This window comes from Ectorhizobium quercum, assembly GCF_026552795.1.
In the GTDB taxonomy this organism is placed as follows: Bacteria; Pseudomonadota; Alphaproteobacteria; order Rhizobiales; family Rhizobiaceae; genus Ectorhizobium; species Ectorhizobium quercum.
The window spans coordinates 407616-433334 of record NZ_JANFPI010000001.1; the positions used below are offsets into that span (position 1 = coordinate 407616).

Annotated in this window: 20 protein-coding genes and 1 riboswitch; of the genes, 16 read left to right on the top strand and 4 right to left on the bottom strand. The window is 63.9% G+C overall.

The annotated features are described in order from the left end of the window. Nucleotides 1-81 precede the first annotated feature (81 nt). Nucleotides 82-741: a ribosome biogenesis GTP-binding protein YihA/YsxC gene (yihA, locus tag NOF55_RS01870; RefSeq protein ID WP_306409613.1), complete on the top strand. Its 660-nt coding sequence runs from the start codon at nt 82-84 to the stop codon at nt 739-741. A 69-nt stretch (nt 742-810) separates the two neighbouring features. On the opposite strand, the gene NOF55_RS01875 is transcribed toward yihA, so the two are convergent. Next, nucleotides 811-1419, bottom strand: a complete 609-nt coding sequence (locus NOF55_RS01875) for a hypothetical protein (RefSeq protein ID WP_306409614.1) — start codon at nt 1417-1419, stop codon at nt 811-813. Between the two features lie 208 nt (nt 1420-1627). Here NOF55_RS01875 and argB point away from each other — a divergent pair, with 208 nt between their 5' ends. From argB to nrdF, 5 genes are all read left to right on the top strand, one after another. Continuing rightward, on the top strand, nt 1628-2515 hold the full coding sequence (argB, locus tag NOF55_RS01880; protein WP_306409615.1) for an acetylglutamate kinase: 888 nt from the start codon (nt 1628-1630) through the stop codon (nt 2513-2515). A gap of 214 nt (nt 2516-2729) precedes the next feature. Then, a riboswitch (cobalamin riboswitch) is annotated at nt 2730-2944 on the top strand. Between the two features lie 251 nt (nt 2945-3195). Beyond that, a complete protein-coding gene (nrdH, locus tag NOF55_RS01885) occupies nt 3196-3417 on the top strand; it encodes a glutaredoxin-like protein NrdH (protein ID WP_306409616.1) in 222 nt (73 codons plus the stop codon). Nucleotides 3418-3429: 12 nt separating this feature from the next. After that, nucleotides 3430-3828 (top strand): class Ib ribonucleoside-diphosphate reductase assembly flavoprotein NrdI, encoded by a 399-nt coding sequence (gene nrdI / locus NOF55_RS01890; RefSeq protein ID WP_306409617.1) that lies wholly within the window; start codon nt 3430-3432, stop codon nt 3826-3828. Then, entirely contained in the window at nt 3825-5969 is a 2145-nt protein-coding gene (gene nrdE, locus NOF55_RS01895) for a class 1b ribonucleoside-diphosphate reductase subunit alpha (protein ID WP_306409618.1), read from the top strand. The genes nrdI and nrdE overlap by 4 nt, the downstream gene beginning before the upstream one ends. A 215-nt stretch (nt 5970-6184) precedes the next feature. Next, nucleotides 6185-7159 carry a class 1b ribonucleoside-diphosphate reductase subunit beta gene (nrdF, locus tag NOF55_RS01900; RefSeq protein ID WP_306409619.1) on the top strand — a complete coding sequence of 325 codons (975 nt, stop codon included), beginning with the start codon at nt 6185-6187 and terminating at the stop codon, nt 7157-7159. Between the two features lie 124 nt (nt 7160-7283). On the opposite strand, the gene NOF55_RS01905 is transcribed toward nrdF, so the two are convergent. Then, the gene (locus tag NOF55_RS01905) at nt 7284-8633 is read right to left on the bottom strand and encodes a dicarboxylate/amino acid:cation symporter (RefSeq protein WP_306409620.1); all 1350 of its coding nucleotides are present in this window, start codon (nt 8631-8633) and stop codon (nt 7284-7286) included. Between the two features lie 240 nt (nt 8634-8873). On the opposite strand from NOF55_RS01905, the gene NOF55_RS01910 reads away from it, so the two are divergent. Both NOF55_RS01910 and NOF55_RS01915 read left to right on the top strand, forming a co-directional pair. Then, nucleotides 8874-10724, top strand: coding sequence for a sensor histidine kinase (locus NOF55_RS01910; protein WP_306409621.1), 1851 nt, complete (start codon nt 8874-8876; stop codon nt 10722-10724). A 2-nt stretch (nt 10725-10726) separates the two neighbouring features. Next, entirely contained in the window at nt 10727-12076 is a 1350-nt protein-coding gene (locus NOF55_RS01915) for a sigma-54-dependent transcriptional regulator (protein ID WP_306409622.1), read from the top strand. Here NOF55_RS01915 and NOF55_RS01920 read toward each other — a convergent pair. Next, nucleotides 12061-12888: a PfkB family carbohydrate kinase gene (locus NOF55_RS01920; RefSeq protein WP_306409623.1), complete on the bottom strand. Its 828-nt coding sequence runs from the start codon at nt 12886-12888 to the stop codon at nt 12061-12063. The two genes, NOF55_RS01915 and NOF55_RS01920, sit on opposite strands and share 16 nt — an antisense overlap. Nucleotides 12889-13102: 214 nt before the next feature. Between NOF55_RS01920 and NOF55_RS01925 the strand changes: the two genes are divergently transcribed. From NOF55_RS01925 to NOF55_RS01955, 7 genes are all read left to right on the top strand, one after another. Continuing rightward, entirely contained in the window at nt 13103-14071 is a 969-nt protein-coding gene (locus tag NOF55_RS01925; RefSeq protein ID WP_306409624.1) for a hydrogen peroxide-inducible genes activator, read from the top strand. Between the two features lie 353 nt (nt 14072-14424). Then, nucleotides 14425-15915, top strand: a complete 1491-nt coding sequence (scpC, locus tag NOF55_RS01930) for a succinyl-CoA:acetate CoA-transferase ScpC (RefSeq protein WP_306409625.1) — start codon at nt 14425-14427, stop codon at nt 15913-15915. 130 nt (nt 15916-16045) lie between these two features. Next, complete coding sequence (locus NOF55_RS01935; RefSeq protein ID WP_306409626.1) at nt 16046-17350, top strand: alpha/beta hydrolase; 1305 nt, start codon at nt 16046-16048, stop codon at nt 17348-17350. A gap of 11 nt (nt 17351-17361) precedes the next feature. Next, entirely contained in the window at nt 17362-18414 is a 1053-nt protein-coding gene (locus tag NOF55_RS01940) for a 4-hydroxyproline epimerase (protein WP_306409627.1), read from the top strand. 76 nt (nt 18415-18490) lie between these two features. After that, a complete protein-coding gene (gene pyrC / locus NOF55_RS01945; protein WP_306409628.1) occupies nt 18491-19528 on the top strand; it encodes a dihydroorotase in 1038 nt (345 codons plus the stop codon). Nucleotides 19529-19554: 26 nt separating this feature from the next. Next, nucleotides 19555-20253, top strand: coding sequence for an orotate phosphoribosyltransferase (locus tag NOF55_RS01950; RefSeq protein ID WP_306409629.1), 699 nt, complete (start codon nt 19555-19557; stop codon nt 20251-20253). Between the two features lie 153 nt (nt 20254-20406). Next, the gene (locus tag NOF55_RS01955) at nt 20407-21375 is read left to right on the top strand and encodes a glutathione S-transferase family protein (RefSeq protein WP_306409630.1); all 969 of its coding nucleotides are present in this window, start codon (nt 20407-20409) and stop codon (nt 21373-21375) included. 21 nt (nt 21376-21396) lie between these two features. Here the strand turns inward: NOF55_RS01955 and NOF55_RS01960 are convergent, their stop codons facing one another. After that, nucleotides 21397-24138, bottom strand: coding sequence for a glycoside hydrolase family 9 protein (locus NOF55_RS01960; protein WP_306409631.1), 2742 nt, complete (start codon nt 24136-24138; stop codon nt 21397-21399). Nucleotides 24139-24224: 86 nt separating this feature from the next. Between NOF55_RS01960 and NOF55_RS01965 the strand changes: the two genes are divergently transcribed. Beyond that, complete coding sequence (locus NOF55_RS01965) at nt 24225-25574, top strand: O-antigen ligase family protein (RefSeq protein WP_306409632.1); 1350 nt, start codon at nt 24225-24227, stop codon at nt 25572-25574. Nucleotides 25575-25719: the final 145 nt, after the last annotated feature.

Here is a 25719-nt window from a genome sequence, read left to right on the forward strand (position 1 = left end):
CGAACCCCGGGGCCGGTCCCCGGGGTTTTGCTTGATGAAGCGGGATCGTCAGGGTCCCGGACGCAGCGAGGACAAGCGAACATGGCCGAGGCCGACCGCAAGACTGAACGACCGATCTTCGGCCATCCCTGGGTGTTCATCCGGGGCGTGCCGTCGATGAAGTTCCTGCCGCCGGAAGGCCCGCTGGAAATTGCCTTCGCCGGCCGTTCGAATGTCGGCAAGTCGTCGCTGATCAATGCGCTGGTCGGCCAGAAAGGGCTGGCGCGTACCTCGAATACGCCGGGCCGCACGCAGGAACTGAACTATTTCGTGCCCGACGGCTATTCGGGGCAGGGCGACGACCTGCCGCCGGCGGCGCTGGTCGACATGCCCGGATACGGCTATGCGCAGGCTCCGAAGGAGCAGGTGGATGCCTGGACGAAGCTGGTCTTCGACTATCTGCGCGGCCGCGCCACCCTGAAGCGCGTCTACGTGCTGATCGACAGCCGTCACGGCATCAAGAAGAACGACGAGGAAGTGCTGAGCCTGCTCGACAAGGCGGCCGTTTCCTATCAGATCGTTCTGACCAAGACGGACAAGATCAAGGCGGCCGGCGTGCCGCGGCTGATATCCGAAACGGCGGCGAAGATCGCCAAGCGCCCGGCGGCCTATCCGGAAATCCTGGCCACATCGTCGGAGAAAGCCTCGGGCCTCGACGAATTGCGCGCCGAGATCGCCCGGACGCTCGGCCTGCCCGGCTGAACCGCTTCATCTCATTGTCTTGAGGCGATTCCGGACGGAAATCGGCCGCGCACTTTTCCCGGAATTGCTTTAATCGACCGGCACGGCGGCGATGCTGGCGCCGTCGGCCAGCCGCTGCTTCATGTCCGCGTCGAGAGCCACCGTGCCGTTTGCCGGCACCTTGCCCAGCAGATGCGCCTGTCCCGCCCTTTCGATCAGCCAGACGTTGAGAAACGGCTTCGCCGGCGTCGCGATATCGACGATGATGCGTCCGGCCGCCGGATCGTAGACCGGCGTCAGCACGCTGGCCGCCGCCTCGACGGGCGCTGCCGGCGCCGTGACGGTGTTGCGGCTCTCGATCACGGCATAGAGCGCCAGCAGGCCGAGCGCCGCGAAGCCGAAGCCGCGCCAGAAGGCGAACGACTGCCAAGCCTTGAGGCGGGACATGGAGAAGCCCGGCGCCAGGCGCGCGCCCGGCACGCGGTCGCTGCCCGCCAGCATCCAGGGATCGGCATCGCCGTCGTCGCAATCGCTGAGATTTTCCTGCCAGCGCCGGACCATCGCCGCGAAGTGGCGGTCGGTCCGCACACGGGACTCCACCTGCCGCGCCGTATCTGCCGGCAATACGCCCAGGACATATTCGCCGGCCAGCACTTCGTCATGCGCGCCACTGCCGGTTCCTCCCACGGGTACTGTCATAATCGTGTGTTCCTGCTGTCCGAATAGTCCGGAACATTTCCGGAATTAGCCTTTTGTTAACCATTTTTCCTGCTTTGGCCGAACTGTCAATTCTTCAATGGGCGATGGAGGCGCACTTAATGTCACAGTTGCGTAATATTTTCGGCCATTATTCCCTCGGATCGCAACATGGTCTAAAAGGCCGCGACACACAGGCATGGAGGATCGAATGAGCGCTTCGGAAAGTGAAACCCAGGCCCGGCTTCTGGCGCAGGCGCTGCCCTTCATGCAGCGGTACGAGAACAAGACGATCGTCGTGAAATATGGCGGCCATGCAATGGGTAACGCCGAACTGGGCAAGGCTTTCGCGGGCGATATCGCGCTGCTCAAACAGTCCGGCGTCAATCCCATCGTCGTCCACGGCGGCGGGCCGCAGATCGGCGCTATGCTGAACAAGATGGGCATCGAATCCAAGTTTGAGGGCGGCCTGCGCGTGACGGACCAGAAGACGGTCGAAATCGTCGAGATGGTTCTGGCCGGGTCGATCAACAAGGAGATCGTCGCGCTCATCAACCAGACGGGCGAATGGGCCATCGGCCTGTGCGGCAAGGACGGCAACATGGTCTTCGCCGAAAAGGCCAACAAGACGGTGCGCGATCCCGACTCCAATATCGAGCGCATCCTCGATCTCGGCTTCGTCGGAGAGGTGGTCGAAGTCGACCGCACGCTGCTCGATCTGCTCGCCAAGTCCGAGATGATCCCGGTCATCGCCCCGGTGGCACCCGGCCGCGACGGCCATACCTACAACATCAACGCCGACACCTTCGCCGGCGCCATTGCCGGCGCTTTGCGCGCCACGCGCCTTCTTTTCCTGACGGACGTGCCCGGCGTGCTCGACAGGAACGGCGAGCTGATCAAGGAACTTTCCGTGTCGCAGGCGCGCGCCCTGATCGCCGACGGCACGATTTCGGGCGGCATGATCCCGAAGGTGGAAACCTGCATCGACGCGATCAATGCGGGCGTCCAGGGCGTGGTCATCCTCAACGGAAAGACCGCGCATGCCGTGCTGCTGGAAATCTTCACCGAGGGCGGTGCGGGAACGCTGATCGTTCCCTGATCTCCGGTTCCCCCACACCGAAAACCGTGACATTCACCGGATGGACGGCGTGGACGGCCTTTGTCCCGTCGCTTCCGGCAAGCGCCCGCACGGCTCTGTGCGCAGGCCATCGACGGCTATGGTTGCCCCACCGCCGCGTGATCGCGGCTGGCCTCTCTCGTAAAAATGTGGGGAGCAGATATAGGAATTTGTTGACGGAAAATTCACGATGTCTACTATATCTTGTGTCTGAGGTTCTCGCGATTCGAAAGATCGCGGGCTAAGACGGGAATCCGGTGCGCGGCTGTCATGGCTGCAATTCCGGAGCTGCCCCCGCAACTGTAAGCGGCGAGCGCCCGTTCCGAAATGCCACTGGGCCGAAAGCCCGGGAAGGCGGGGCGGGAGCGTTGACCTGCGAGCCAGGAGACCTGCCTCAGCGCGTGAACGTCCACCGGCGGGGTGTCCGGCAGGTCGCGGTTTTCGCACGGCATCAGGCCGGGCGCGCCGCAGCCTCCGAAGCGTCGCCAATCGTCAGCTTCGGGGTGAAGTCCATGTCCGTTTCGATCCGTTTCCGCTTGCCCGGCTCCTGATCCGTCAGGCCGTCCCGGCCCGTTGCGTCCTTTTGCTATCCATTCTCTCGACCGGCGCCTGCCGCGCCGGAACGATCCCGCATGCGCCTTTTCACGTCTCACGAGGAACCCATGACCGTCACCGTCTACAGCAAGCCCGCCTGCGTCCAATGCACCGCCACTACCCGCGCCCTCGACCGGCAGGGCATTCCCTATGACGTCGTCGATATTTCGCGCGATGCGGCCGCCCTCGATCTGGTCCAGGGCCTCGGCTACCGGCAGGTGCCCGTGGTGGTCGCCGGCGAAACGCACTGGTCGGGCTTCCGTCCCGACATGATCGGCAGTCTCGCCTAAGGGGGCGGTTTCATGGGTGGGCTCGTCTATTTCTCCAGCCGGTCGGAAAACACCCGCCGTTTCGTGGAGAAGCTGGGTGTGCCGGCGCTGCGCCTGCCGCTTGCGGGCGATGAGCCGGCACCGGCGATGCAGGAGTCCTATGTGCTCGTGACGCCGACCTATGGCGGCGGGGGAGAGAAGGGGGCGGTGCCGAAGCCGGTCATCCGCTTTCTCAACGATCCCGCCAACCGCGCGCTCATCCGCGGCGTGATCGCCGCGGGTAACACCAATTTCGGCGCGGCTTTCGCGATGGCGGGCGACATCGTCGCCGCGAAATGCGCCGTGCCTTTCCTCTATCGGTTCGAGCTTCTCGGAACGGCGGAGGACGTCGACAACGTCAGACAGGGACTCGCACGATTTTGGACCAGATGACCCTCGCAAAGCCGCCGGCAGGCGCCGAGCCGTCGCTCGACTACCACGCCCTCAACGCCATGCTGAACCTCTACGACGAGGACGGCCATATCCAGTTCGACAAGGACCGGCTGGCGGCGCGGCAATATTTCCTCCAGCACGTCAACCAGAACACGGTCTTTTTTCATAACCTGCGGGAAAAGCTCGATTATCTGGTGAGAGAAGGCTATTACGAGCAGGAGGTTCTGGATCGCTATTCCTTCAACTTCGTGCGCGATCTCGTCGATCTGGCCTATGCGAGGAAGTTCAGGTTTCCCACGTTCCTCGGGGCCTTCAAGTATTACACCTCCTACACGCTGAAGACGTTCGACGGGAAGCGCTACCTGGAGCGCTACGAGGACCGCGTCTGCATGGTGGCGCTGACGCTGGCGCGCGGCGACGAGCAGCTTGCCCGCGACCTGATGGAGGAGATCATTTCCGGGCGCTTCCAGCCGGCGACGCCGACCTTCCTCAATGCGGGCAAGAAGCAGCGCGGCGAACTCGTTTCCTGCTTCCTGCTGCGCATCGAGGACAACATGGAATCGATCGCCCGCGGCATCAATTCCGCGCTTCAGCTTTCCAAGCGGGGCGGTGGCGTCGCATTGTGCCTCACCAATCTGCGCGAGGCCGGCGCCCCCATCAAGCAGATCGAGAACCAGTCTTCCGGTGTCATTCCGGTCATGAAGCTGCTGGAGGATTCGTTCTCCTACGCAAACCAGCTCGGCGCGCGGCAGGGGGCGGGGGCCGTCTATCTCCACGCCCATCACCCGGATATCATGCGTTTCCTCGACACCAAGCGCGAGAATGCCGACGAGAAGATCCGCATCAAGACGCTGTCGCTCGGCGTGGTGATCCCGGACATCACCTTTGAGCTGGCGAAGAACAACGAGGACATGTACCTCTTCTCGCCCTACGACGTGGAGCGCGTTTATGGCGTGCCCTTCACCGAGATTTCGGTGACGGAACACTACAGGGACATGGTGGCCGACAGCCGCATCCGCAAGAAGAAGATCAAGGCACGCGACTTCTTCCAGGTGATCGCCGAGATCCAGTTCGAGAGCGGCTATCCCTACATCATGTTCGAGGACACGGTGAACCGGGCCAATCCGGTTGCCGGGCGGATTTCGATGAGCAATCTCTGCTCGGAAATCCTCCAGGTCAGCGAGGCGAGCACATACAACGACGATCTGTCCTACAGCCATATGGGCAAGGACATTTCCTGCAATCTGGGCTCCCTCAACATCGCTGCCGCGATGGATTCGTCCGATTTCGGCAAGACGATCGAAACGGCCATCCGGGCGCTCACCGCCGTCTCCGACATGAGCCACATTTCGGCCGTTCCCTCCGTCGAAAAGGGCAATGACGAAAGCCATGCCATCGGTCTCGGCCAGATGAACCTGCACGGGTTTCTGGCCCGCGAGCGCGTCTTCTACGGCTCCGAAGAGGGCGTCGATTTCACCAACATCTATTTCTACACGGTGACGTATCATGCCGTCCGGGCCTCGAACCGGCTGGCCGCGGAGCGCGGCACGAGCTTCAAGGGGTTCGAAAACTCGACATATGCCTTGGGCGACTATTTCGACAAATATACGCAGCAGGAGTGGGCGCCGGCGACGGAGCGGGTGCGCACCATCTTCGAAAAGGCCGGCATCGCCATCCCGACGCGCGAGGACTGGCTGGAACTGAAGCGCCGCGTCATGGAAGGCGGGCTCTACAACCAGAACCTTCAGGCCGTGCCGCCGACCGGGTCGATCTCCTACATCAATCACTCGACCTCCTCGATCCATCCGATCGTTTCGAAGATCGAGATCCGCAAGGAAGGCAAGATCGGCCGTGTCTACTATCCGGCCGCATTCCTGACCAACGACAACCTCGACTATTATCAGGATGCCTACGAGATCGGCCCGGAGAAGATCATCGACACCTATGCGGCGGCCACCCAGCATGTCGACCAGGGCCTGTCGCTGACGCTTTTCTTCCGGGATACGGCAACGACGCGCGACATCAACCGCGCGCAGATCTACGCCTGGAAGAAGGGCATCAAGACCATCTACTACATCCGGCTGCGCCAGATGGCGCTCGAGGGAACGCAGGTTCAGGGCTGCGTCTCCTGCACGCTGTAATCCTGGGCGGTGCCATCGGCCCCCTCATCCGCCTGCCGGCACCTTCTCCCCGCGGGGGAGAAGGAGAGGCGCAACCGACGCCACTCCGATGGCACCGTCCGGTGCGGGACGTGAGCGTTTGCCGCAGGTTTCCTTCTCCCCGCGGGGAGAAGGTGGCCTGAAGGGTCGGATGAGGGGGCTTTCTCCGCCGCTCCCGTTTTCAAAGGAACAATGCCATGAACATTGCCGTGAAACCCGTTTCCCGCGTCCGGGCGATCAACTGGAACCGCATCGAGGACGACAAGGATCTGGAAGTCTGGAACCGGCTCACCTCGAATTTCTGGCTGCCGGAAAAGGTGCCGCTTTCGAACGACATCCCCTCCTGGGCGACGCTGAAGCCGGAGGAACAGCAACTCACCATCCGCGTCTTCACCGGGCTGACGCTGCTCGACACGATCCAGAACGGCGTCGGCGCGGTCCGGCTGATGGCCGATAGCGCCACGCCGCACGAGGAGGCGGTGCTGTCCAACATCTCCTTCATGGAGGCGGTGCATGCGCGCTCCTATTCCTCGATCTTCTCGACGCTGTGCCCGACGCCGGATGTGGACGATGCCTATCGCTGGTCGGAGGAAAACGAGTTCCTGCAAAGGAAGGCGACGCTGATCCTCAAGGAATACGAAGGCGGCGATCCGCTCAGGAAGAAGGTGGCGAGCGTCTTCCTCGAAAGCTTCCTGTTCTATTCCGGCTTCTATCTGCCGATGTTCTGGTCGAGCCGTGCGAAGCTGACCAACACGGCGGACCTCATCCGACTCATCATCCGCGACGAGGCGGTGCATGGCTATTACATTGGCTACAAGTTCCAGCGTGGGCTGGAGAAGCTGTCCGAGGCGGAAAGGCAGGCGGTCAAGGATTTCGCGTTCGATCTGCTGCTGGAACTCTACGACAACGAGGCGAAGTATACCGAGTCGCTTTACGACAGCGTGGGACTTTCCGAGGATGTGAAGAAGTTCCTGCACTACAACGCCAACAAGGCGCTGATGAACCTCGGCTACGAGGCATTGTTCCCGGCCGAGGCCTGCAAGGTCAATCCGGCGATCCTTTCGGCGCTGTCGCCCAACGCTGACGAGAATCACGACTTCTTCTCCGGTTCCGGCTCGTCCTATGTCATGGGCAAGGCGGTCTCGACCGAGGACGAGGACTGGGATTTCTAGAATCGTGAGATCGGGCCTTGGGCCGATGAACGAGGAAAGCCGCCGGACATGTCCGGCGGCTTTCCTGTTTTCGGAGCGGGCCGCTTGATGAAGAGACCCGTTCGCCGCTTTCCCGGGAGGACGCTTACTCGGCGGGCTGGGGGGCGGCCGGCGTCACCTCTTCAGCCGGCACCGAGATGTCGTCCACCGGCTCACCGGCGAGAACCTTGTGGAAGGTTTCCTCGTCCAGTTCGCCTTCCCAGCGGGCGACGACGACCGTTGCAAGGGCGTTGCCGATGAAGTTGGTGATGGCGCGGCATTCCGACATGAAGCGGTCGATGCCGAGGATCAGCGCCATGCCGGCGACCGGGACGGACGGCACAACGGAAAGCGTGGCGGCAAGCGTGATGAAGCCTGCGCCGGTGATGCCGGCTGCGCCCTTGGACGACAGCATGGCCACCAGCAGCAGCAGGATCTGCTCGCCGAACGACAGCTGGATGTCGGTGGCCTGGGCGATGAAGAGCGCCGCCAGCGTCATGTAGATGTTGGTGCCGTCGAGGTTGAAGGAATAGCCGGTCGGGATGACGAGGCCGACGACGGAGCGCTTGCAGCCCGCCTTTTCCATCTTGCTCATCAGGCCCGGCAGGGCGGCCTCGGAGGAGGACGTGCCGAGAACGAGCAGGAGTTCTTCCTTGATGTAGCGGATCAGCGCGAAGATCGAGAAGCCGTTGTACTTGGCGACGGCGCCGAGGATCACGACCACGAAGAAGAACGACGTGATGTAGAACGTGCCGATCAGGAAGGCGAGGTTCGTGACCGAGGAGATGCCGTACCTGCCGATGGTGAAGGCCATCGCGCCGAAGGCGCCGATCGGGGCGGCCTTCATCAGGATCGCGACGAGCTTGAAGATCGGGTACATCAGCGCGTGCATGAAGTCGGTGACGGGCTTGCCGCGTTCGCCGACGATGCCGAGCGCAATGCCGAACAGGACCGAGAAGAACAGCACCTGAAGAATATCGCCGCTGGCGAAGGCGCCGACGATGGTGGCCGGGATGATGCCCATCAGGAAGCCGGTGATCGTCGATTCATGCGCCTTGGCGGCATAGTCGGCGACGGCCGCGCTGTCGAGGGTCGCCGGATCGATGTGCATGCCGGCGCCCGGCTGCAACGTGTTGGCGACGATGAGGCCGACGATCAGCGCCAGCGTCGAGAAGGTCAGGAAGTAGATCATCGCCTTGCCGGCGACGCGGCCGACCTTCTTCATGTCGCTCATGCCGGCGATGCCGGTGGCGACGGTGAGGAAGATGACGGGTGCGATGATCATCTTGACGAGCTTGATGAAGGCGTCGCCCAGCGGCTTCAGTTCGGCGCCGACGCTCGGCCAGTAATGCCCGAGCGTGATGCCGGCGACGATGGCGACAAGAACCTGGAAATAAAGAAGCTTGTAGAAAGGGGTATGCACGTGGCGGGTCGCCACGACCTTTTCATCGATCATGATGTCCTCCTTGGCGGGCCTGCCCGGTTCCCCGGCCTCCGAGGCGCGCCTGTGTTGCGTAGCAGCCGTCCGCGGCTGTTCGTTTCCGTATTCGCAAGAGGCGTGCCAGTTTGGTTCTGTCGAGATAAAAGGCTGATAAGAAAAGATTAATTAATTTGTCTGCCCTGTGGCGGGATGCATTCGTGCGGATATCCGCACATTCCGTCTTGTTGTTTGTGTGAAAATGCGCACAATAACCGCATGTCCGATGCTGCCCTTTCTCCTGCTTCCCGCCTGCGAATCCGCGCCCGCCGCCAATGGATCGCCTTCTTCGCGATCGCGGCGGCGATGGTCGTTGCCGCCCTGCTCGCCGCCGGTGAGGTCGGGCGGGCGAGGGCCATGCGCGCGCTGGAGGCGCAGGCCGAGACGGACGCATCGCTGAAGGTGGCGCTTCTCAACGCCGCCCTGGAAAGGCCCCGGGCGCTGCCACTGGTTCTGGCGGGCGACAGCGATATCCGGCTGGCCCTTGAAACGCGCTCCGCCGCTGCCGTCGACCGGGTCAACCGCAAGCTGGAGGGCCTGATCGAGGCGACGCAGGCCTCGGTGATCTACGTGATCGGCGCCGATGGTGTGGCGATGGCGGCGAGCAATTTCCGCGAGCCCGACAGTTTCGTCGGGTCGAGCTATGCGTTCCGCGATTATTTCGGCCATGCGATGGAGCGCGGTGGAACGGAGCAATATGCGCTCGGCACCGTCAGCCTCCGGCCGGGCCTTTATATTTCCCGCCGTGTCGAGAACGAGGCGGGAGAGGTTCTCGGCGTCGTGGTCGCCAAGGTGGAGTTCAACAGGCTGGAAGCCGACTGGAGCATCGGCGGCCGGCCGGTCTACGTCACCGACGGGCGCGGCATCGTGCTGATGACCAGCGTCCCCGACTGGCGCTTTCTGGCGGTGGCGCCGATTTCCAACGAGCAGAAGGCGAGCATAGCCGACAGCCTGCAATTCGGCGATGCCCGGCTCGATCCTTTGCCGTTCTCCACGCTCGAGCGGGCCGGGGAGCACGAGGACACGATCCGGATATCGAATGCCGGCGTGCTCGATGGCGATTACCTGCGGCTCAGCCTTCCCGTCCCCACCACCGGGTGGCGCCTGCATTTCCTGTTGCCGGTGGCCGAAACGGTCGCCGCCATGAAATGGCAGGACAGGTCGGTGGCGTTCGCCACGCTTCTTCCTGTACTCGGCCTTGCGGGGTTCGTCCTGCGCCGCCGGCAGCAGGCCCTGCGCAAGATCGAGGTCGAGCGGGTCGCCCGCGAGGAACTGGAGCGTCGCGTGGAGGCCCGGACGCGGGATCTGACGGCCGCCCGCGACCGGTTGCAGGAGGAAATATCCGGCCATGAACGCACCGGCCGCAAGCTCCAGAGCGTGCAGCAGGAACTCGTCCAGGCCAACCGCCTTGCCATTCTCGGGCAGGTGGCGGCGGGTGTCGCCCATGAGATCAACCAGCCGGTTGCGACTATTCGCGCCTTTGCCGATAACGGCCGCACCCTTCTCGACCGGGGTCGGGTGACGGAGGTAGAGGAGAATCTGGAACAGATCGCCGCCCTGACCGACCGCATCGGTACGATCACCGGCGACCTGAAGATGCTGGCGCGCAAGGGCCGCGCCGCTGCCGGGCCGACCGGCATGAAGGATGTGATCGAGGGCGCGGTGCTTCTTCTGCGCAGCCGCTTCGCCGGGCACATGGATGCGCTCGATATCGTTCCCCCCGATGCCGGGCTGAAAGTGTCCGGCAGCCGCGTGCGGCTGGAGCAGATCGTCATCAATCTTCTCCAGAACGCGCTGGAAGCGGTCGCGGGCCGCGAGGACGCCCGGGTTTCCGTTCGCGTGCGGGAGGAGGGGACGGACGAGGTGGTGCTGACGGTATCCGACAACGGTCCGGGTCTTGCGGCGGAGATCCGCGAGGCGCTGTTCACGCCCTTCAACACCTCGAAGGAGGCGGGGCTGGGCCTCGGTCTCGTCATATCGAGCGAGATCGCCGCCGATTACGGCGGACGGATCGAGGTGGAAAGCGGCCCGGACGGCGCCTCTTTCTCCGTACATCTGAGGAGGGCCTGACGATGGGCGCCCCCGGTCCCGTTCTTCTGGTCGACGACGACACGCAGCTTCGCAAGGCGATGGCGCAGACGCTCGATCTTGCCGGCTTTTCCGTGACGCCGCTGACCGGCGCCGCCGAAGCCCTGCGGCAGATCACCCCCGATTTCCCCGGCGTCGTCATTTCCGATATCCGCATGCCCGGCATCGATGGCCTGCAATTCTTCGAGCGGCTGAAGGCGATGGATCCGGACCTGCCCGTCATTCTCGTGACCGGCCACGGCGACATTCCGATGGTGGTGAAGGCCATCCAGGAAGGTGCCTACGACTTCATCGCCAAGCCTTTTCCCGCCGACCGCCTGGTTCAGAGCGCGCTGCGGGCGATGGAAAAGCGCCGCCTCGTGATGGAGAACCGCGCCTTGCGGCAGGCCGCCGAAAAGGCGGAAGGCGATGCTCCGCTGATCGGCCAGACGCCGGCGATGGAGCGGCTGCGCAACACTCTGCGCCATATCGCCGGCACCGATGTCGACGTGCTGGTGGCGGGGGAAACGGGCAGCGGCAAGGAGGTGGTGGCCACACTTCTCCACCGCTGGAGCCGCCGGGCATCGGGGCATTTCGTGGCGCTGAACTGCGGCGCCCTGCCGGACAGCGTCATCGAGGCCGAGCTGTTCGGCCACGAGGCCGGCGCCTTTACCGGCGCGCAGAAGAAGCGCGTCGGGCGCATCGAATATTCGAGCGGAGGCACGCTGTTTCTCGATGAGATCGAAAGCATGCCGCTTTCGGCCCAGGTGAAGATGCTGCGCGTTCTGGAAAAGCGCGAGGTTTCGCCGCTCGGCACAAACGAGGTGCGGCCCGTCGACCTGCGCGTCGTGGCGGCGGCGAAGATCGACCTCGGCAATCCCGCCGAACGCGGCGATTTCCGCGAGGACCTCTATTACCGGCTGAATGTCGTGACGCTGTCGATCCCGCCGCTTCGCGAGCGGCGCGAGGACATTCCGCTGCTTTTCTCGCATTTCGCCGCGCGCGCGGCCGCCCGCTTCGACCGCGATGTGCCGCCGATCACGCCGGCCATCGCCCGGCATCTGGCCGAGCATGCCTGGCCCGGCAATGTCCGCGAACTGGGGCACTACGCCGAGCGCGTCGTGCTCGGCGTGGACGGCGCGGCGCCGGCGGAGGTGCCTGCCGGTTCGGCGGCGGGCGGCGGCACGCTGCCGGAACGGATCGACCGCTACGAGGCCGAGATCATCCGCGAGACGCTGAGGGAGAAGAAGGGCGACGTGGCCGGCACCGTGGAGGCGCTCGGCATCGCCCGCAAGACCTTCTACGACAAGCTCCAGCGTCACGGCATCCACCGCTCGGATTATGTCGGGGAGTGATCCGCCTGGCGGTTCTGCCGCTCGACCAGCCGCCTTTCCGTCAGTCGGCATGCTTCCAGCGCGGCGTCCGGCGGCGGCAGGCCGTCGAGAACGGCATGAAGATAGCTGCCGGCGAAGATATCGCCTGCGCCGATCGTGTCGGCGAGCCGCAGGCGACCGGGCGGCGGAACGAGGCGGATCGTCTCTTCGTCGATCAGCCTGACGGGCTCCGGCCCGTCGGTCATGACGAGATGGGTCAGGCGTGCGCCGGCGATGCGGTGCGCCGCAGCCAGGATGTCGGGATAGTCGCGGCCGCTCATGTCCGCCGCCGAGCCGATCAGGATATCGGCGGGCCGGGCGCTCTCCCGTGCCGGGAACTGCGCCATGCCGAGCGGCGCCCGCCGCATGGCGTCCAGCAGGCCTGTCGTGCATTCGGCCGCGTTCACGTAGACCGCATCGGCCTCGACGGCGCCGGAGACGGTCACGGGCGGGCGCCTGCGGCCGGGCGGGGCGATGATGGTGCGTTCGCCGGAAGGGTCGAGGAGAATGTCGGCCGGGGCGGTCTTGCCGTCGACGACTGCGACATGGGTCGTGTCGAAGCCCATGCCCTTCAGGGCGGCAAGGGCCTCCCGTCCCGTTTCGTCGTTCATCAGGCCGCCGGCGATCAGAACCGTGTGGCCGAGCCGCAGGAGCTGCGCGCCGGTATGGTAGGCGCCGCCGCCGAGCCGGATTTCGCGATCGAGGCAGGACAGACGCCCGCCAGGCACCAGCGTCCGGTCGAGGTGCCAGATGCGGTCGTGATTGATGTTTCCGGCAACGAGAATGCGGGCCACTTTGATCCGTCCTGCATGGCTGTGTTCGGTCGGGTCCGCTACTATTCTCAACCGGGGCGCATCTGGCAAGCGCGCCGTTTGCCTTTCCGGTCGGGAAGGAATGCGGGCGGGGTGGGCTTGCGGTCGGCAATTTGCGCCGGAATCATTCCTGTGCGATAGAGAGGAACGTCTGGCAGCGACAGGAACGGCCGGACCTGCTTCGAGGAATTTACGGTTGACCCCGCTGCCCAATCTGCGTCAGCTTCGCTATCTCGTAGCGCTTGCCGACCATCTTCATTTCGGCGAAGCCGCCGACGCCTGCCAGGTGACGCAATCGACGCTTTCCGCCGGCATCCAGGAGCTGGAATCGCTGCTCGGCGTGCCGGTGGCCGAACGCACGAAACGCTCGGTGATGATCACGCCCGTCGGCCGCCGCATCGTCGAGCGGGCCCGCTTCATCCTGCGCGATGCGGAGGAACTGGTGGAGATCGGCACGCGCGCCGCCAATCCGCTTTCGGGCCGGTTGGAACTCGGCGTCATTCCCACCATCGGCCCCTTCATGCTGCCGAAGCTGGTGCCCTACATCATCGGTCGCTATCCGGACATGCGGCTGATCCTGCGCGAGGACAAGACCGCCGACCTGCTGGAGCGCCTGCATGCCGGGCGGCTCGATCTGGTGCTCATGGCCTTTCCCTACGAGGCCGAAGGGTGCGAGACGTTCATGCTGTTCAGCGACGGCTACCGCCTCGCCTGCAATCCGGAGGACCGTCTTGCACACCTGGAAAACGTCAGCGTGGAGGATGTGCGCGACGTTCCGATCATGCTGCTCGAAAAGGACCATTGCCTGCACAGCCACGCGCTGCCGTTCCTGAAGGCGTTGCCGGGACAGGCGGTCACGACGTTTCAGGGCACCAGCCTCTATACGCTGATCGCGATGGTCGCCGAAGGCCTAGGATCGACGCTGGTGCCCGATCTGGCGATCGCCAGCGGCATTCTGAACGAAAGCAACGTGACGACACGGCCGCTGGCGGACAGCACGGCCGTGCGCGAAATCGGGCTCTGCTGGCGCAGAAATTCTTCGCGTGCGGCGGAATTCCGCGAACTCGGCGCGGTCATCCGCGCCTGGGCGGAAAGCCACATAGCGCCCGTCGGCAACGTTTCCTCACGGCCTTCCGACTGGCTTCCCGACCGCGCGCCGTCCTGACCGGCGGGCAAAAATCGTCGCTGCGGCGCAGTGACTTCCAGCGGTCGCGATGAATTGAACCGATTAGGGTGGACGTGCCCGGCATTCGGGGCCGGCATGCGGAAAACCCGTTGCCGAACAGCGGATTACGCCGGATATCGACCGGGCGCCGCACAAATTTCCGCCGTCCCCGGCGAACTTCGCGCCGCGAAAAGATGGATGGATTTCGAGCCGTCTTAGTCTCTTGGATAATTGCTTTTCCAACGCCGGGGCTTATTGCAGGCATAAGTGTGTTCGCGCATGCCTCCGGCCGTCGCGAATATCGGGTTGAGGACAACAAGGTTTTACGACCATTACGCAAAGAGGGATTGCCTATGCTTCGTGACCGTGTGCGCCGCAAAGCGCTTCTGGATAAAGTGGTGAGTGCCGAAGAGGCTGCCTCGCTGGTTAAGAACGGTAGCCGTCTCGGCATGAGCGGCTTTACCCGCGCCGGCGAAGCCAAGGTGGTGCCGCCGGCGCTGGTGGAGCGCGCCAAGAACGACGGGCTCAAGATCGAGCTGTTCACCGGCGCGTCGCTCGGCAACGACATGGACGGTAAGATGGCCGCCGCGCATCTTCTGACCCGCCGTTCGCCGTTTCAGGCCGATCCGGTCATGCGCAAGGCGATCAACAACGGCGAGATCATGTTCGTCGACCAGCATCTGTCGCTGACCGCCGAATCCATGCGCGCCGGCCAGATCAGGAAGGTCGATACGGCCGTCATCGAGGCCTGTGCGATCACCGAGGAAGGCTACATCGTGCCGACCAGTTCCGTCGGCAATTCCGCGACCTTCGCTCTCGACGCCGACCAGATCATCGTCGAGCTGAATCTCGCCCATACGGACCAGCTGGAGGGCATGCACGACGTCTACATCCCGGAAAAGCGTCCGAACCGCACGCCGATCCAGGTCAGCCACACGATGGACCGCATCGGCGTTCCCTATTTCGCCGTCGATCCGTCGAAGATCTCCGCGATCGTCGAGACCAACATCCCGGACAGCCCGGCCAACAACCTGCCTCCGGATGACGATACCGCCCAGATCGCCGGCCACCTGCTCGACTTCCTCAAGAACGAGGTGAAGCAGGGCCGCCTGACGAATGCGCTGCGTCCGCTGCAATGTGGCATCGGCACGATTGCCAACGCGGTGCTCTCCGGCTTCCAGGATTCGCCGTTCCACGACCTGGAAATGTTTTCGGAGGTTCTTCAGGACTCGACCTTCGAACTGTTCGACTCGGGCAAGCTGCTGCGCGCCTCCACCACGTCGTTCTCGCTTTCCGCCGCGACGAACGACCGCGTCATGTCGAGCCTCGCCGACTTCAAGGACAAGATCATCCTGCGCCCGCAGGAAATTTCCAACAATCCGGAAATCTCCCGTCGTCTCGGCCTGATCTGTATCAACACGGCGCTGGAATTCGACATCTACGGCAACGTCAACTCGACGCATGTCGGCGGCACGCACATGATGAACGGCATCGGCGGCTCGGGCGACTTCGCCCGCTCCGGCCAGATGTCGATCTTCGTCACCAAGTCGATCGCCAAGGACGGCAAGGTCTCCTCGATCGTGCCGATGGTCGCCCATGTCGACCACTCCGAGCACGACGTCGCAATCGTTGCGACCGAAATCGGCCTCGCCGACCTGCGCGGCCTGGCGCCGCGCGAGCGCGCGCCGCTCATCATCAAGAACTGTGTGCATCCGCTCTACCGCGACCTGCTGACGGATTACTACGAGCGCGCCGTCAAGCGCGGCGGCCACACCCCGCACGTTCTCGAGGAAGCGTTGTCCTGGCACGTCAACCTGGCCTCGAAGGGAACGATGCTGCTTTGATGGTCTGTTGATCGTTAAGCGGGAAGGGCGCCTTGGGCGCCCTTTTACGTTGCTGTGGTGTTTCCGCCACTGGCATTCGGCGTGCGGGGGCTCTAAAGAATAAACCAACGGCGAATTTCGGAGCAGCGGCATGACGGCCACGAATGGCGGATCGAACTTTCGGTGCCTGGAGCGCACGGCCCGGGTGGTCGCCGTTCTGGCGCTGACGCTTCTCGTGGCTTCGTGCGGAGGGCGCCCCATCGGGGTCATGACGCCCGAAGCCGCGGCGGAGACGGTGCCGGGCGCTTCGAAGGTCAACCTTCTCGTCGCGACGACCCGCGCTCCGGCTGAAAACCCGGCCGTGCTCTTTTCCGGTGAGCGTGGCACGGGCCTTGCCATTTCCGCGGTCACGATCTCGATCCCGCCGGAAAGCCATCGCACGGTGGGGCAGGTGCAATGGCCGAAGAAATTGCCGGCGGACCCGCGGACATCCTTCACCACCGTCTCCGTGAAGCCGATGCTCACCGCGCCGCAGGCGCAGGAGTGGATGCACGGCTCGCTGAGGAAGGGCCATCGTGTCATGGTCTTCGTCCACGGCTTCAACAACCGTTATGAGGACGCCGTCTATCGCTTCGCGCAGATCGTTCACGATTCCAAGGCCGACGTCGCGCCGGTGATCTTCACCTGGCCGTCGCGCGCGAGCATTTTCGATTACAATTACGACAAGGAAAGCACCAACTTCTCCCGCGATTCGCTGGAAGAGCTTCTGAAAAGCCTGGCGGACGATCCGTCCGTGGAAGAAATCACGGTCATGGCCCATTCGATGGGCACCTGGCTGGCGATGGAATCGCTCCGCCAGATGGCGATCCGCGACAAGCGCGTGGCGGCGAAGATCGGCAACGTGATCCTCGCCGCGCCGGATCTCGACGTCGATGTGTTCGGCCGGCAACTTGCCGAGATCGGCCCGCAAGGGCCGCATTTCACCATCTTCACCTCGCAGGACGACCGCGCGTTGCTCGTGTCCCGCCGCATTTCGGGCAATGTCGACCGGCTCGGCCAGATCGATCCGGGCGCGGAGCCCTATCGGTCGGCGCTGGAGCGGCTCGGCATCACCGTCATCGACCTGACCAAGATGAAGTCCGGCGACAGCCTCAATCACGGCAAGTTCGCCGAAAGCCCGGAAGTGGTCCAGCTCATCGGCACGCGCCTTGCCGCCGGCCAGACCGTGACCGATTCGGATGTGGGCCTCGGGGAGGCGCTGGGCTCGGTGGCCATCGGCGCCGCCAACACGGTCGGCCAGGCGGCTTCCGTCGCCGTCTCCACCCCGATTGCGGTTTTCGACGCCAATACGCGCCGCAACTATGGCGGCCAGTGGCAGCGGGTGACGGGCTCCGTCGGCGCCACGGTCGGCTCCTTCGGCGCGCCTTTGGAACTCCTCACCAACGAGAATCGATAGGGACGGCTGAAATGCGGTGGAAGCGGACGCTCCAGCTTCTGGATGTTCATTGCGAGGGTGAAATCGGCAAGGCCGCCATCGGCGGCGTGCCGAAGATTCCCGGCGAGACGGTGGCTGAACAGCTTCACTGGCTGAACACCGATCCGAAGGGCGAGGCCCTGCGGCGCATGGTCTGCCTGGAGCCGCGCGGCGCGCCCATCGGCTCCGTCAATCTCGTCCTGCCGGCGAAGAACCCGCAAGCCGATTTCGCGTTCATCATTCTCCAGCCTGATCAGGCGCATGCCTCCTCCGGGTCCAATTCCATATGCGTCACCACCGCACTGCTCGAAAGCGGCATGGTCGAGATGACGGAGCCGGAAACCATCGTCATGCTCGAGACTGCCGCGGGTCTGGTGAAGGCGACGGCGCGCTGCCGGGACGGGCGCTGCGAGAAGGTGACGCTGACGATGGTGCCCTCCTTCGTCCACACGCTCGACGCCGAAATCGAGGTCGCGCCGTGGGGCAGGGTGCGTTTCGACCTTTCCTATGGCGGGATTTTCTACGCGCTGGTCGATGCGGAGCAAGTCGGACTGACGATCAACGAGGAAAGCGCCCGGGCGCTGGTCGAGGCCGGCATGGTGCTGAAGGCGGAGATCAACCGGCAGTTCACGGTGGTTCATCCCGAGATACCCGCCATTTCCGGCGTCGCCTACGTGATGTTCCGCGGCGTCGACGACGATGGCGCGATCCGCACCGCGACCACGATGTGGCCGGGCCGGGTCGACCGTTCTCCCTGCGGCACGGGCAATTCCGCCAATCTCGCCACGCTTCATGCGCGCGGCAAGGTGAAGGTCGGCGACGTCTACACGTCCCGCTCGACGATCGGGTCCGAGTTCGAGGTCGGCCTTGCCGGCGTGACGGAGGTTGCGGGCCGTCCGGCGGTCATCCCGACCATTGCCGGACGCGGCTTCACCTTCGGCCTGCATCAGGTGGCGCTCGATCCGTTCGATCCGCTTGGCGACGGTTTCGCCCTGACCGATGTCTGGGGGCCGGAAGCCGGCAGCATCGGCCGGTCCAGAGGGTGATTTTCCTGCGTTCGGCGCTGTTTTCCCGCGTTCAAAAATGCTAAGCGCGGAAAACATCCCGTTCCGGAGGCTCCCCATGACAAAGCTCACCATCCGTCGTCCCGACGACTGGCATCTGCACCTGCGCGACGGCGCCATGCTGGAAGGCGTGATCGGCGATACGAGCCGTCATTTCGCCCGCGCCATCATCATGCCGAATCTCGTGCCGCCGGTGGTGACGTGCGCCGATGCGAGGGCCTATCGCGAGCGGATCGTCCGGGCCATTCCCGCTGGCGACCGGTTCGAGCCGCTGATGACGCTTTACCTGACCGAGCACACCAGCCCCGACGATGTGGAAGAAGGCTGGAAGAGTGGCCTGATCGCCGCCGTGAAGCTCTATCCGGCCGGCGCGACGACCAATTCCCACGGCGGCGTGCGCGATATGGATAAGGCCATGCCGGTTCTGGAGCGCATGGCGAAGATCGGCCTCAATCTCTGCGTTCACGGCGAGGTCACGACGCCGGAGGTCGATATCTTCGACCGGGAAGCGGTGTTCATCGAGACCGTGCTCGATCCGCTGCGCCGGCGCCTGCCGGACCTGAAGATCACGATGGAGCATGTGACGACCGAAGACGGCGTGAACTACGTCCGTGCCGCGGATCGCAATCTGGCCGCGTCGATCACCACGCATCATCTCATCATCAACCGCAATGCCATTCTGGTCGGCGGCATCAAGCCGCATTATTACTGCCTGCCGGTCGCCAAGCGCGAGAAGCACCGGGTCGCCCTGCGCGCCGCCGCGACCTCGGGCGACGCCCGCTTCTTCCTCGGCACGGATTCCGCGCCGCATGTCGATCCGCTGAAGGAATGCGCCTGCGGCTGCGCCGGCATCTACACCTCCGTCAACACGATGAGCTGCCTCGCGCATGTCTTCGAACAGGAGGGCGCGCTCGACAGGCTCGAAGCCTTCGCATCGCTGAACGGCCCGGCCTGGTACGGGCTGCCGGTCAACGAGGAGACGATCACGCTGGTCAGGCGCGACGCGCCGGTTGCCTTTCCCGAAAAGATCGAGACCGGCGCAGGCCCGGTCACTGTCTTCGACCCCATGTTCCCGCTGCATTGGGACGTGGCCTGAACCCTGCTTTACGAAAGGAAAATCCGATGAGCGTCAATTCCTTCAACGACAGGCAGGTCGTGGCCGAACTCGTGGCCGGCATGCTGTGGGAAATCAAGGCGGTGCATTTCTCCGCCCATGAGCCCTACACGCTGTCCTCCGGCATGAAGAGCCCTGTCTACATCGACATGCGCAAGCTGATCTCCTTCCCGCGCATCCGCTCCGCCGTCATGGATTTCGCCGCTTCCACGATCATGCGCGAAGCCGGTTTCGAGGCCTTCGACGTCGTCGCGGGCGGCGAGACGGCGGGGATTCCCTTCGCCGCCTTCCTGTCCGAGCGCCTGTCGCTGCCGATGATCTACTGCCGCAAGAAGCCGAAGGGCCACGGCCGCAACGCCCAGATCGAGGGCCACATGCCCGAAGGCGCGCGCGTTCTCGTCATCGAGGACCTGACGACGGCGGGCGGGTCGATGTTCACCTTCATCGACGCCATCCGCGCCGCCGGTGGCGTTGTCGACCACGGCATTGCCCTGTTCTACTACGGCATCTTCCCGGAGGCGGAGCAGCGTTTCGAAAACGGCAAGGTGAGGCTGCATCATCTCGCCACCTGGCGGGATGTCCTGGCTGTTGCCAGGACGCGGAAACTCTTCGACGACAAGACGCTGGCCGAAGTCGAGGCCTTCCTCGATGCGCCGCTTGCCTGGTCGGCCGAAAAGGGCGGGGTCGGCGCGTTGCCGACCGCCTGAAACCCCGGGCGATCCGGGCGGCACCCGCAAGGTGCCGCTTTGTCAACCGAAACCGGCATTTCCGGATGATCGTCCGCTCTGTATGGTCGTGAAAAATCGCGGCCGGGCCCTTTGCGGGGCGATGCCGCACCCGATGCGAAAGGATCTGGCATCATGCTCGTGAATGGCAAGTGGACGGAAGACTGGCAGCCCGTGCAGGCGACGGATGCGCAGGGCGGCTTCGTGCGGCAGACCTCGTCCTTCCGCAACTGGGTGACGCCGGACGGAGCACCGGGGCCGACCGGAAAGGGCGGCTTCAAGGCCGAGTCCGGCCGCTACCATCTCTATGTCGCGCTGATCTGTCCCTGGGCCTCGCGCACGCTGATGGCGCGCAAGCTGAAGGGGCTGGACGAGGTCGTTTCGCTTTCCGTCGTCGATCCCGACATGTCCGACAAGGGCTGGCGCTTCGGCAACTATCCGGGCGCGATCGCGGACAGCGTGAACAATGCCGAATACATGTACGAACTCTACGTGAAGGCCGATCCGCACTTCACGGGCCGCGCCACGGTTCCGGTTCTTTGGGACAAGGAAACCGGCACGATCGTCAACAACGAGTCCGCCGATATCCTGCGCATCTTCAACACCGGCTTCGGCGATCTCGCCGATTCCGCGGTCGACCTTTATCCGCAGGCTTTGCGGGCAGAGATCGACACGCTCAACGAATGGATTTATCCGAACCTCAACAACGGTGTCTATCGCGCCGGCTTCGCGACGACGCAGGTGGCCTATGACGAGGCTTTCGTCGGCGTGTTCCGCACGCTGGATGCCCTTGAGGACAGGCTGGCGCAGGGCGGACCGTTCCTGGCGGGCGAGCGCTTCACTGAGGCCGATATCCGTCTTTTCGTGACGCTGATCCGTTTCGACGCCGCCTATCACGGCCTCTTCAAGTGCAATCTGCGCATGCTGAAGGACTACAAGGCGCTCACCGCCTATCTTCACCGCGTTTACGGGCTGCCGGGCGTGGCGGAAACGGTCAGCATCGACCATATCAAGCGCGGCTACTATTCCATCAAGGCCCTGAACCCGAAGGGCATCGTGCCGCTCGGCCCCGACCTGCCGGGTATCGATCCAGTCAAGGTGTGAACTGGGTCCGTCCCGTTCACCTCATTGCAGGGAATCGAGAAAGAGGGCGATGAAGGTGACGGGGCCGATTGCCTGGTCCACCGTGTATTCCTGCTGGATGATCACGGCGGGATGTTCCACGAGATATTCGAAGAACGGCAGCGTGAAGCGGTGCGGTTCTATCCGGCGCGTGGCGACGATGCGTTCCGGGCCGACCTCCGCCAGCGGCGACCATTCCGGGCCGAACACCCAGCCATAGGCGGAGGCGCTTTGCGGCGCCCAGCCGTAGATGGTGATGCCGGGTGGCACCGGGATGCCCATCGAGCGATGGTCCTCGTGCAACGGGTGCTCGATGCCCCTGACGCCGATTCCAGTGGTGAAACTCAGCCCCAGCTGGTTCGCGCCATGCAGGCCGTGCATCGTCTGTTCCATGAGGCGGATGATGGCCGGATTGCCGTTCAGCTGATAGGCGCGGAACAGCAATTGCGTCTGGCCGAAGTCGGGTGGGCCGCCCTGTCCCCAGCCGGCCGGCGCGTAAGGATGCTTCATGCTCGGATAGGCGAGCGACGATTGCGCTGACAGGAGAAGCTCGCTTTCGCGCAGGATCGTCTCCCCGATCGCGGTGCGGATCGCCGGGTCGGCGTTCGCGCTCTGGTGATAATCCCAGGCCGCATCGCCCTTGTGCAGATAGAGATCCCAGCCGCCGCGCCACGCCTCCTCCACGATTTCGGCATGGCTTGCCTCTCCCTCCAGGCGAAACAGCGATGCCGCCGCCGCGACCCGGAAGTCGCCGGCGGAATCCTGCAAGGCCGCCTTGCGCTCCTCCCACGGCACATCGTTGAAAGCGCCCGCCTTCGTCGCGGCGGCAATCGCGTCCGCGTAGAACGCGTCCGGATCCGCGGTGGCCCGTTCCGCCGCGTCCCAGGCATGCAGCGCGCTGGCCCTGAACAGGTCCGCCAGCGCCGGCTGGCCGGCATCGCGCAGCACGCGGGCCAGCCGGGCGGCGGAGGCGGCATATCTGTATGTCGCGATATGATCCGGCGCATAGGCGTAGACCGGAAGATGCTCCAGAAAGCTGGTCGAGCCGGGCATGGGGTGCTCACTGCTTTCGATGCCGCCGCGAATGCTGCCGTCCGGCATCTGGAGCCGCCGGTAGAAATCCACGTTCCAGATGGCTTCGTGCAGCAGGTCGGGAAGGGAATCCGCATCCCGGTAGGCCGGGTGCGGCAGCACCTCGCCCGATTTCGGAATGCCGGCGGAAACCGTGCGCTTTTCAGGCGGAAGCCTTTCGAACAGATCGATGAAAGCGTCGGAAATCACGAGATGCTGTATCCGCCGGTCCCAGTCGCCGGCGTCCATGTAGCCGCCCCAGTAGTCGTCAGGAACGGTCCGCCCCGTCACCCAGTCCGGCTTGGGGCCCTGTTCGAACGAGATGAAGCCGCCGGGCCAGTTGGAGGTCCAGGAAAGCGGCAGTTTGCTTTCGGCGATTGCCATGTCCGGCCCCGGACGAAAGGCCGCCGGGCGAGTGAAGCCGAAGCGGCCGTCCAGCGGAATGCCGCTGCGGTGGTTGTAGAGGCCGGCGAAGCCATTGCGCGCCAGGGCCATCCACCGGTCGTCCGAAACGGTGAAGGTGTCGCTGACGCCGAGCCCGTCGATATGGAGACGGTATTCGCCAGAGGCCGCCGGAACCCAGTCGGAATAATCGAGTTCGAAGACGAATGTCCCGGCCCGGTTCGACCTGTGGGTCGAGGTGAAGGTCGCCCCGGCTGCTGCCGTCTGCGGTATCGGACCATCCAGGTCGACGAGGGCGAATGTATCGGCATCGGCCTCCGCCACCGTGGCGAGCAGGCCCGAGGCATCCTGCTCCCCGCCCATCCGCTCCAGCAGGACGCGGGTCCCGTCGCGAAGTCCGTGTCCGGGTGCGGTGATGCGCGGTGGTTCGCCGGGTTGAAAATCCTCGACGGGTTGCGGCGTGCCATCGGCATAATCGACGAGCGGCGAGGGAAGGCCGTTGGCCGGTTCCGGGTCGGCCGGGCCGGAGCGCAGCCGGATCGGCGCGGAAAAGACCTCCCGGCCGGAGGCGTCGACGACGGAAAACGCTTCGATGCCGTAGGTGCGGAAATTCACGGCGCCGTGGTCCGGCCCGCCCGGCAGCCAGAGGGCCAGATAGGCGGCCTTGCCGAGATCGTGGGAGCGGTGGCCGATCTGCGTGGCGCGGATGGCCAGCGCGCGGGTGGTCAGCGGATCGAAGGCGAAGTCCGTTGCCGGAAACGTCTCCTGCGGCCACGCGATCCGGTGCGGCCCGGTCTCCAGCGCGCGATCCAGCTTCAGGTAGAGCATGTGCCGGAAGGAGGCGCCGGTCTGCGTGGTGCCGCCGTCGCCGCGATAGAGCCCGGAGCTGCGGGGCATGGATTTGCGGTAGACGGCGACGACGCGGTTGTCCCCGTCGATCCGGTAGGCGTCCGGCCTGTCGAAGGCGGCACGCTCCAGAAACCGGTCGGGCGGCACGTCCGACATCCGAAGATGGCGCCGCTGCGGGCCGATCACCAGGCCCCATCGGTTCTCGTGGAAGACCCAGGTGCCGACTGCCTCGGGCCGGGGGCGGTCCAGTTCGACGATCTCGCCGCTCAGGAAGGCGGAATCGTGAATCTCGACGGCGATGATGTCCGGAGCGGCCATCGTGATGTCGTGAACGTGCAGGGCGGGGTCTGGCGGCGGGCTGGCGAGTGCGAATGCGGGACACAGGAGATGGAGCGACAGGCACAATATCAAGAAATGCTTCATCGTATCTCTTTTACCTTCCACGCCTTGCACTTTGTGATAAATCTGATCCCGACGAGGATCTATGGAACAAGTTCAGGATATTTTTCTTGAAAATTGCATTCGCCGCTCTCGCAATTCTGAGCACGCTGCCGATAGCCTTGTTGCTTCAACGCTATGTCTGGTTATCCAGACTGTTCTGGACGTGTTTCGGAGCACTGCCGTTCTTCCTCTCAGCCATACCGGTTCTCGATATAGGAATTGTTTCATGGGAGACCTGGGCGGGTTTCGTCTACGGCGTCGAAATCACTGCCATCGACTTCATGGCCGTGATCGCTTTTCTCATCCTGCCGCGACACCGCGTGCCCGTATTCTTCTTCCTCCCTTTTATACTGTACATAATCGTCATCGCACTGTCGATGTATCAGGCGATCGAGCCTCTGGCGGCCTTCTTCGGCGTCTGGCAATTCGCCCGCATGTTCCTCATCACGGCGGTGATTGCGCGGGCCAGCGCCTTCGAGGAAATCCCGTACCTGATCTTCAGGGGAATGTTCATCGGCATTCTGGGGCATTTCATCGCTGTCCTGTGGCAGCGTTTCGGCCTCGGCCTTCCGCAGAACACGGGTCTCTTCGTCCATCAGAACACGCTCGGCATGGCGCTTCATTTCGTCCTTTTCCCATGTCTGGTCATGCTCCTGTCGGGCGAGAGAAGCCTGAAGTACCTCGTTCCGCCGCTGGCCATGACGCTGGTCACGCTCATCCTCACCGCGTCGCGGGCCTCCATCGGCTTTGCGGCGGTGGGAATAGGCGCTACCTTCCTGTTGATGGCCCTGGCAGGACTGACGCGGCGCAAGCTGGCGGTCGGCTTCGCGGCCCTTCTCGCCGTCGCCATCGTCGGGCCGATCACTTTCGTGACATTCCAGAAGCGGTTCGAGAATGCGCCGCTGAACGAGGACGTGTACGACGAGCGGGCGGCCTTCAATCAGGCGTCGTTCCACATGATCCATGATTTCCCGTTCGGCGTCGGCCTGAACCACTATGTGTTCGTCGCCAAGAACCAGGGCTATTCGGATCGGGCCGGGGTCGCCCCGGCCGAGGGCAACCGCAACGCCATCGTCCACAACGCCTACATGCTCGCCGGGACGGAGACGGGGTACGCCGGCTTCGCGACCTTCTGTCTCATGCTTGCGGTTCCGTTGATCGTCGCCTTCGTTTCCGGCTGGCGCAACAACCGCGAAGCAGATGGCGTGGTTCTTCTGGGCTGCGCGATGGCCATGCTGGTCACATATTTTCATTCTTTTTTCGAATGGGTCATCTTTTCTAAAGAAATCCAGTATCTTCTGTCGCTCACGATGGGATTGGTCTTCGGCATTGCAAGCCGTGCCAGAATTCGCGAAACTCCCGTTATTGTGAATAAATTTACCGCTGTAGAAAATACGGTTCTTTTAAATTCGCAGTAAATCCTGTTTAGTAATTCTATTCAGGACCGTCTGGCGCGGCGTGCGGTCCTACTGCCGGATAACTCGGCGTCATGGCCGCGCTAGTCAGTCGATATAGTTCATGTGTGAGCAACAGGATCAGGCGATGACGATCTCCAGAAGGCAA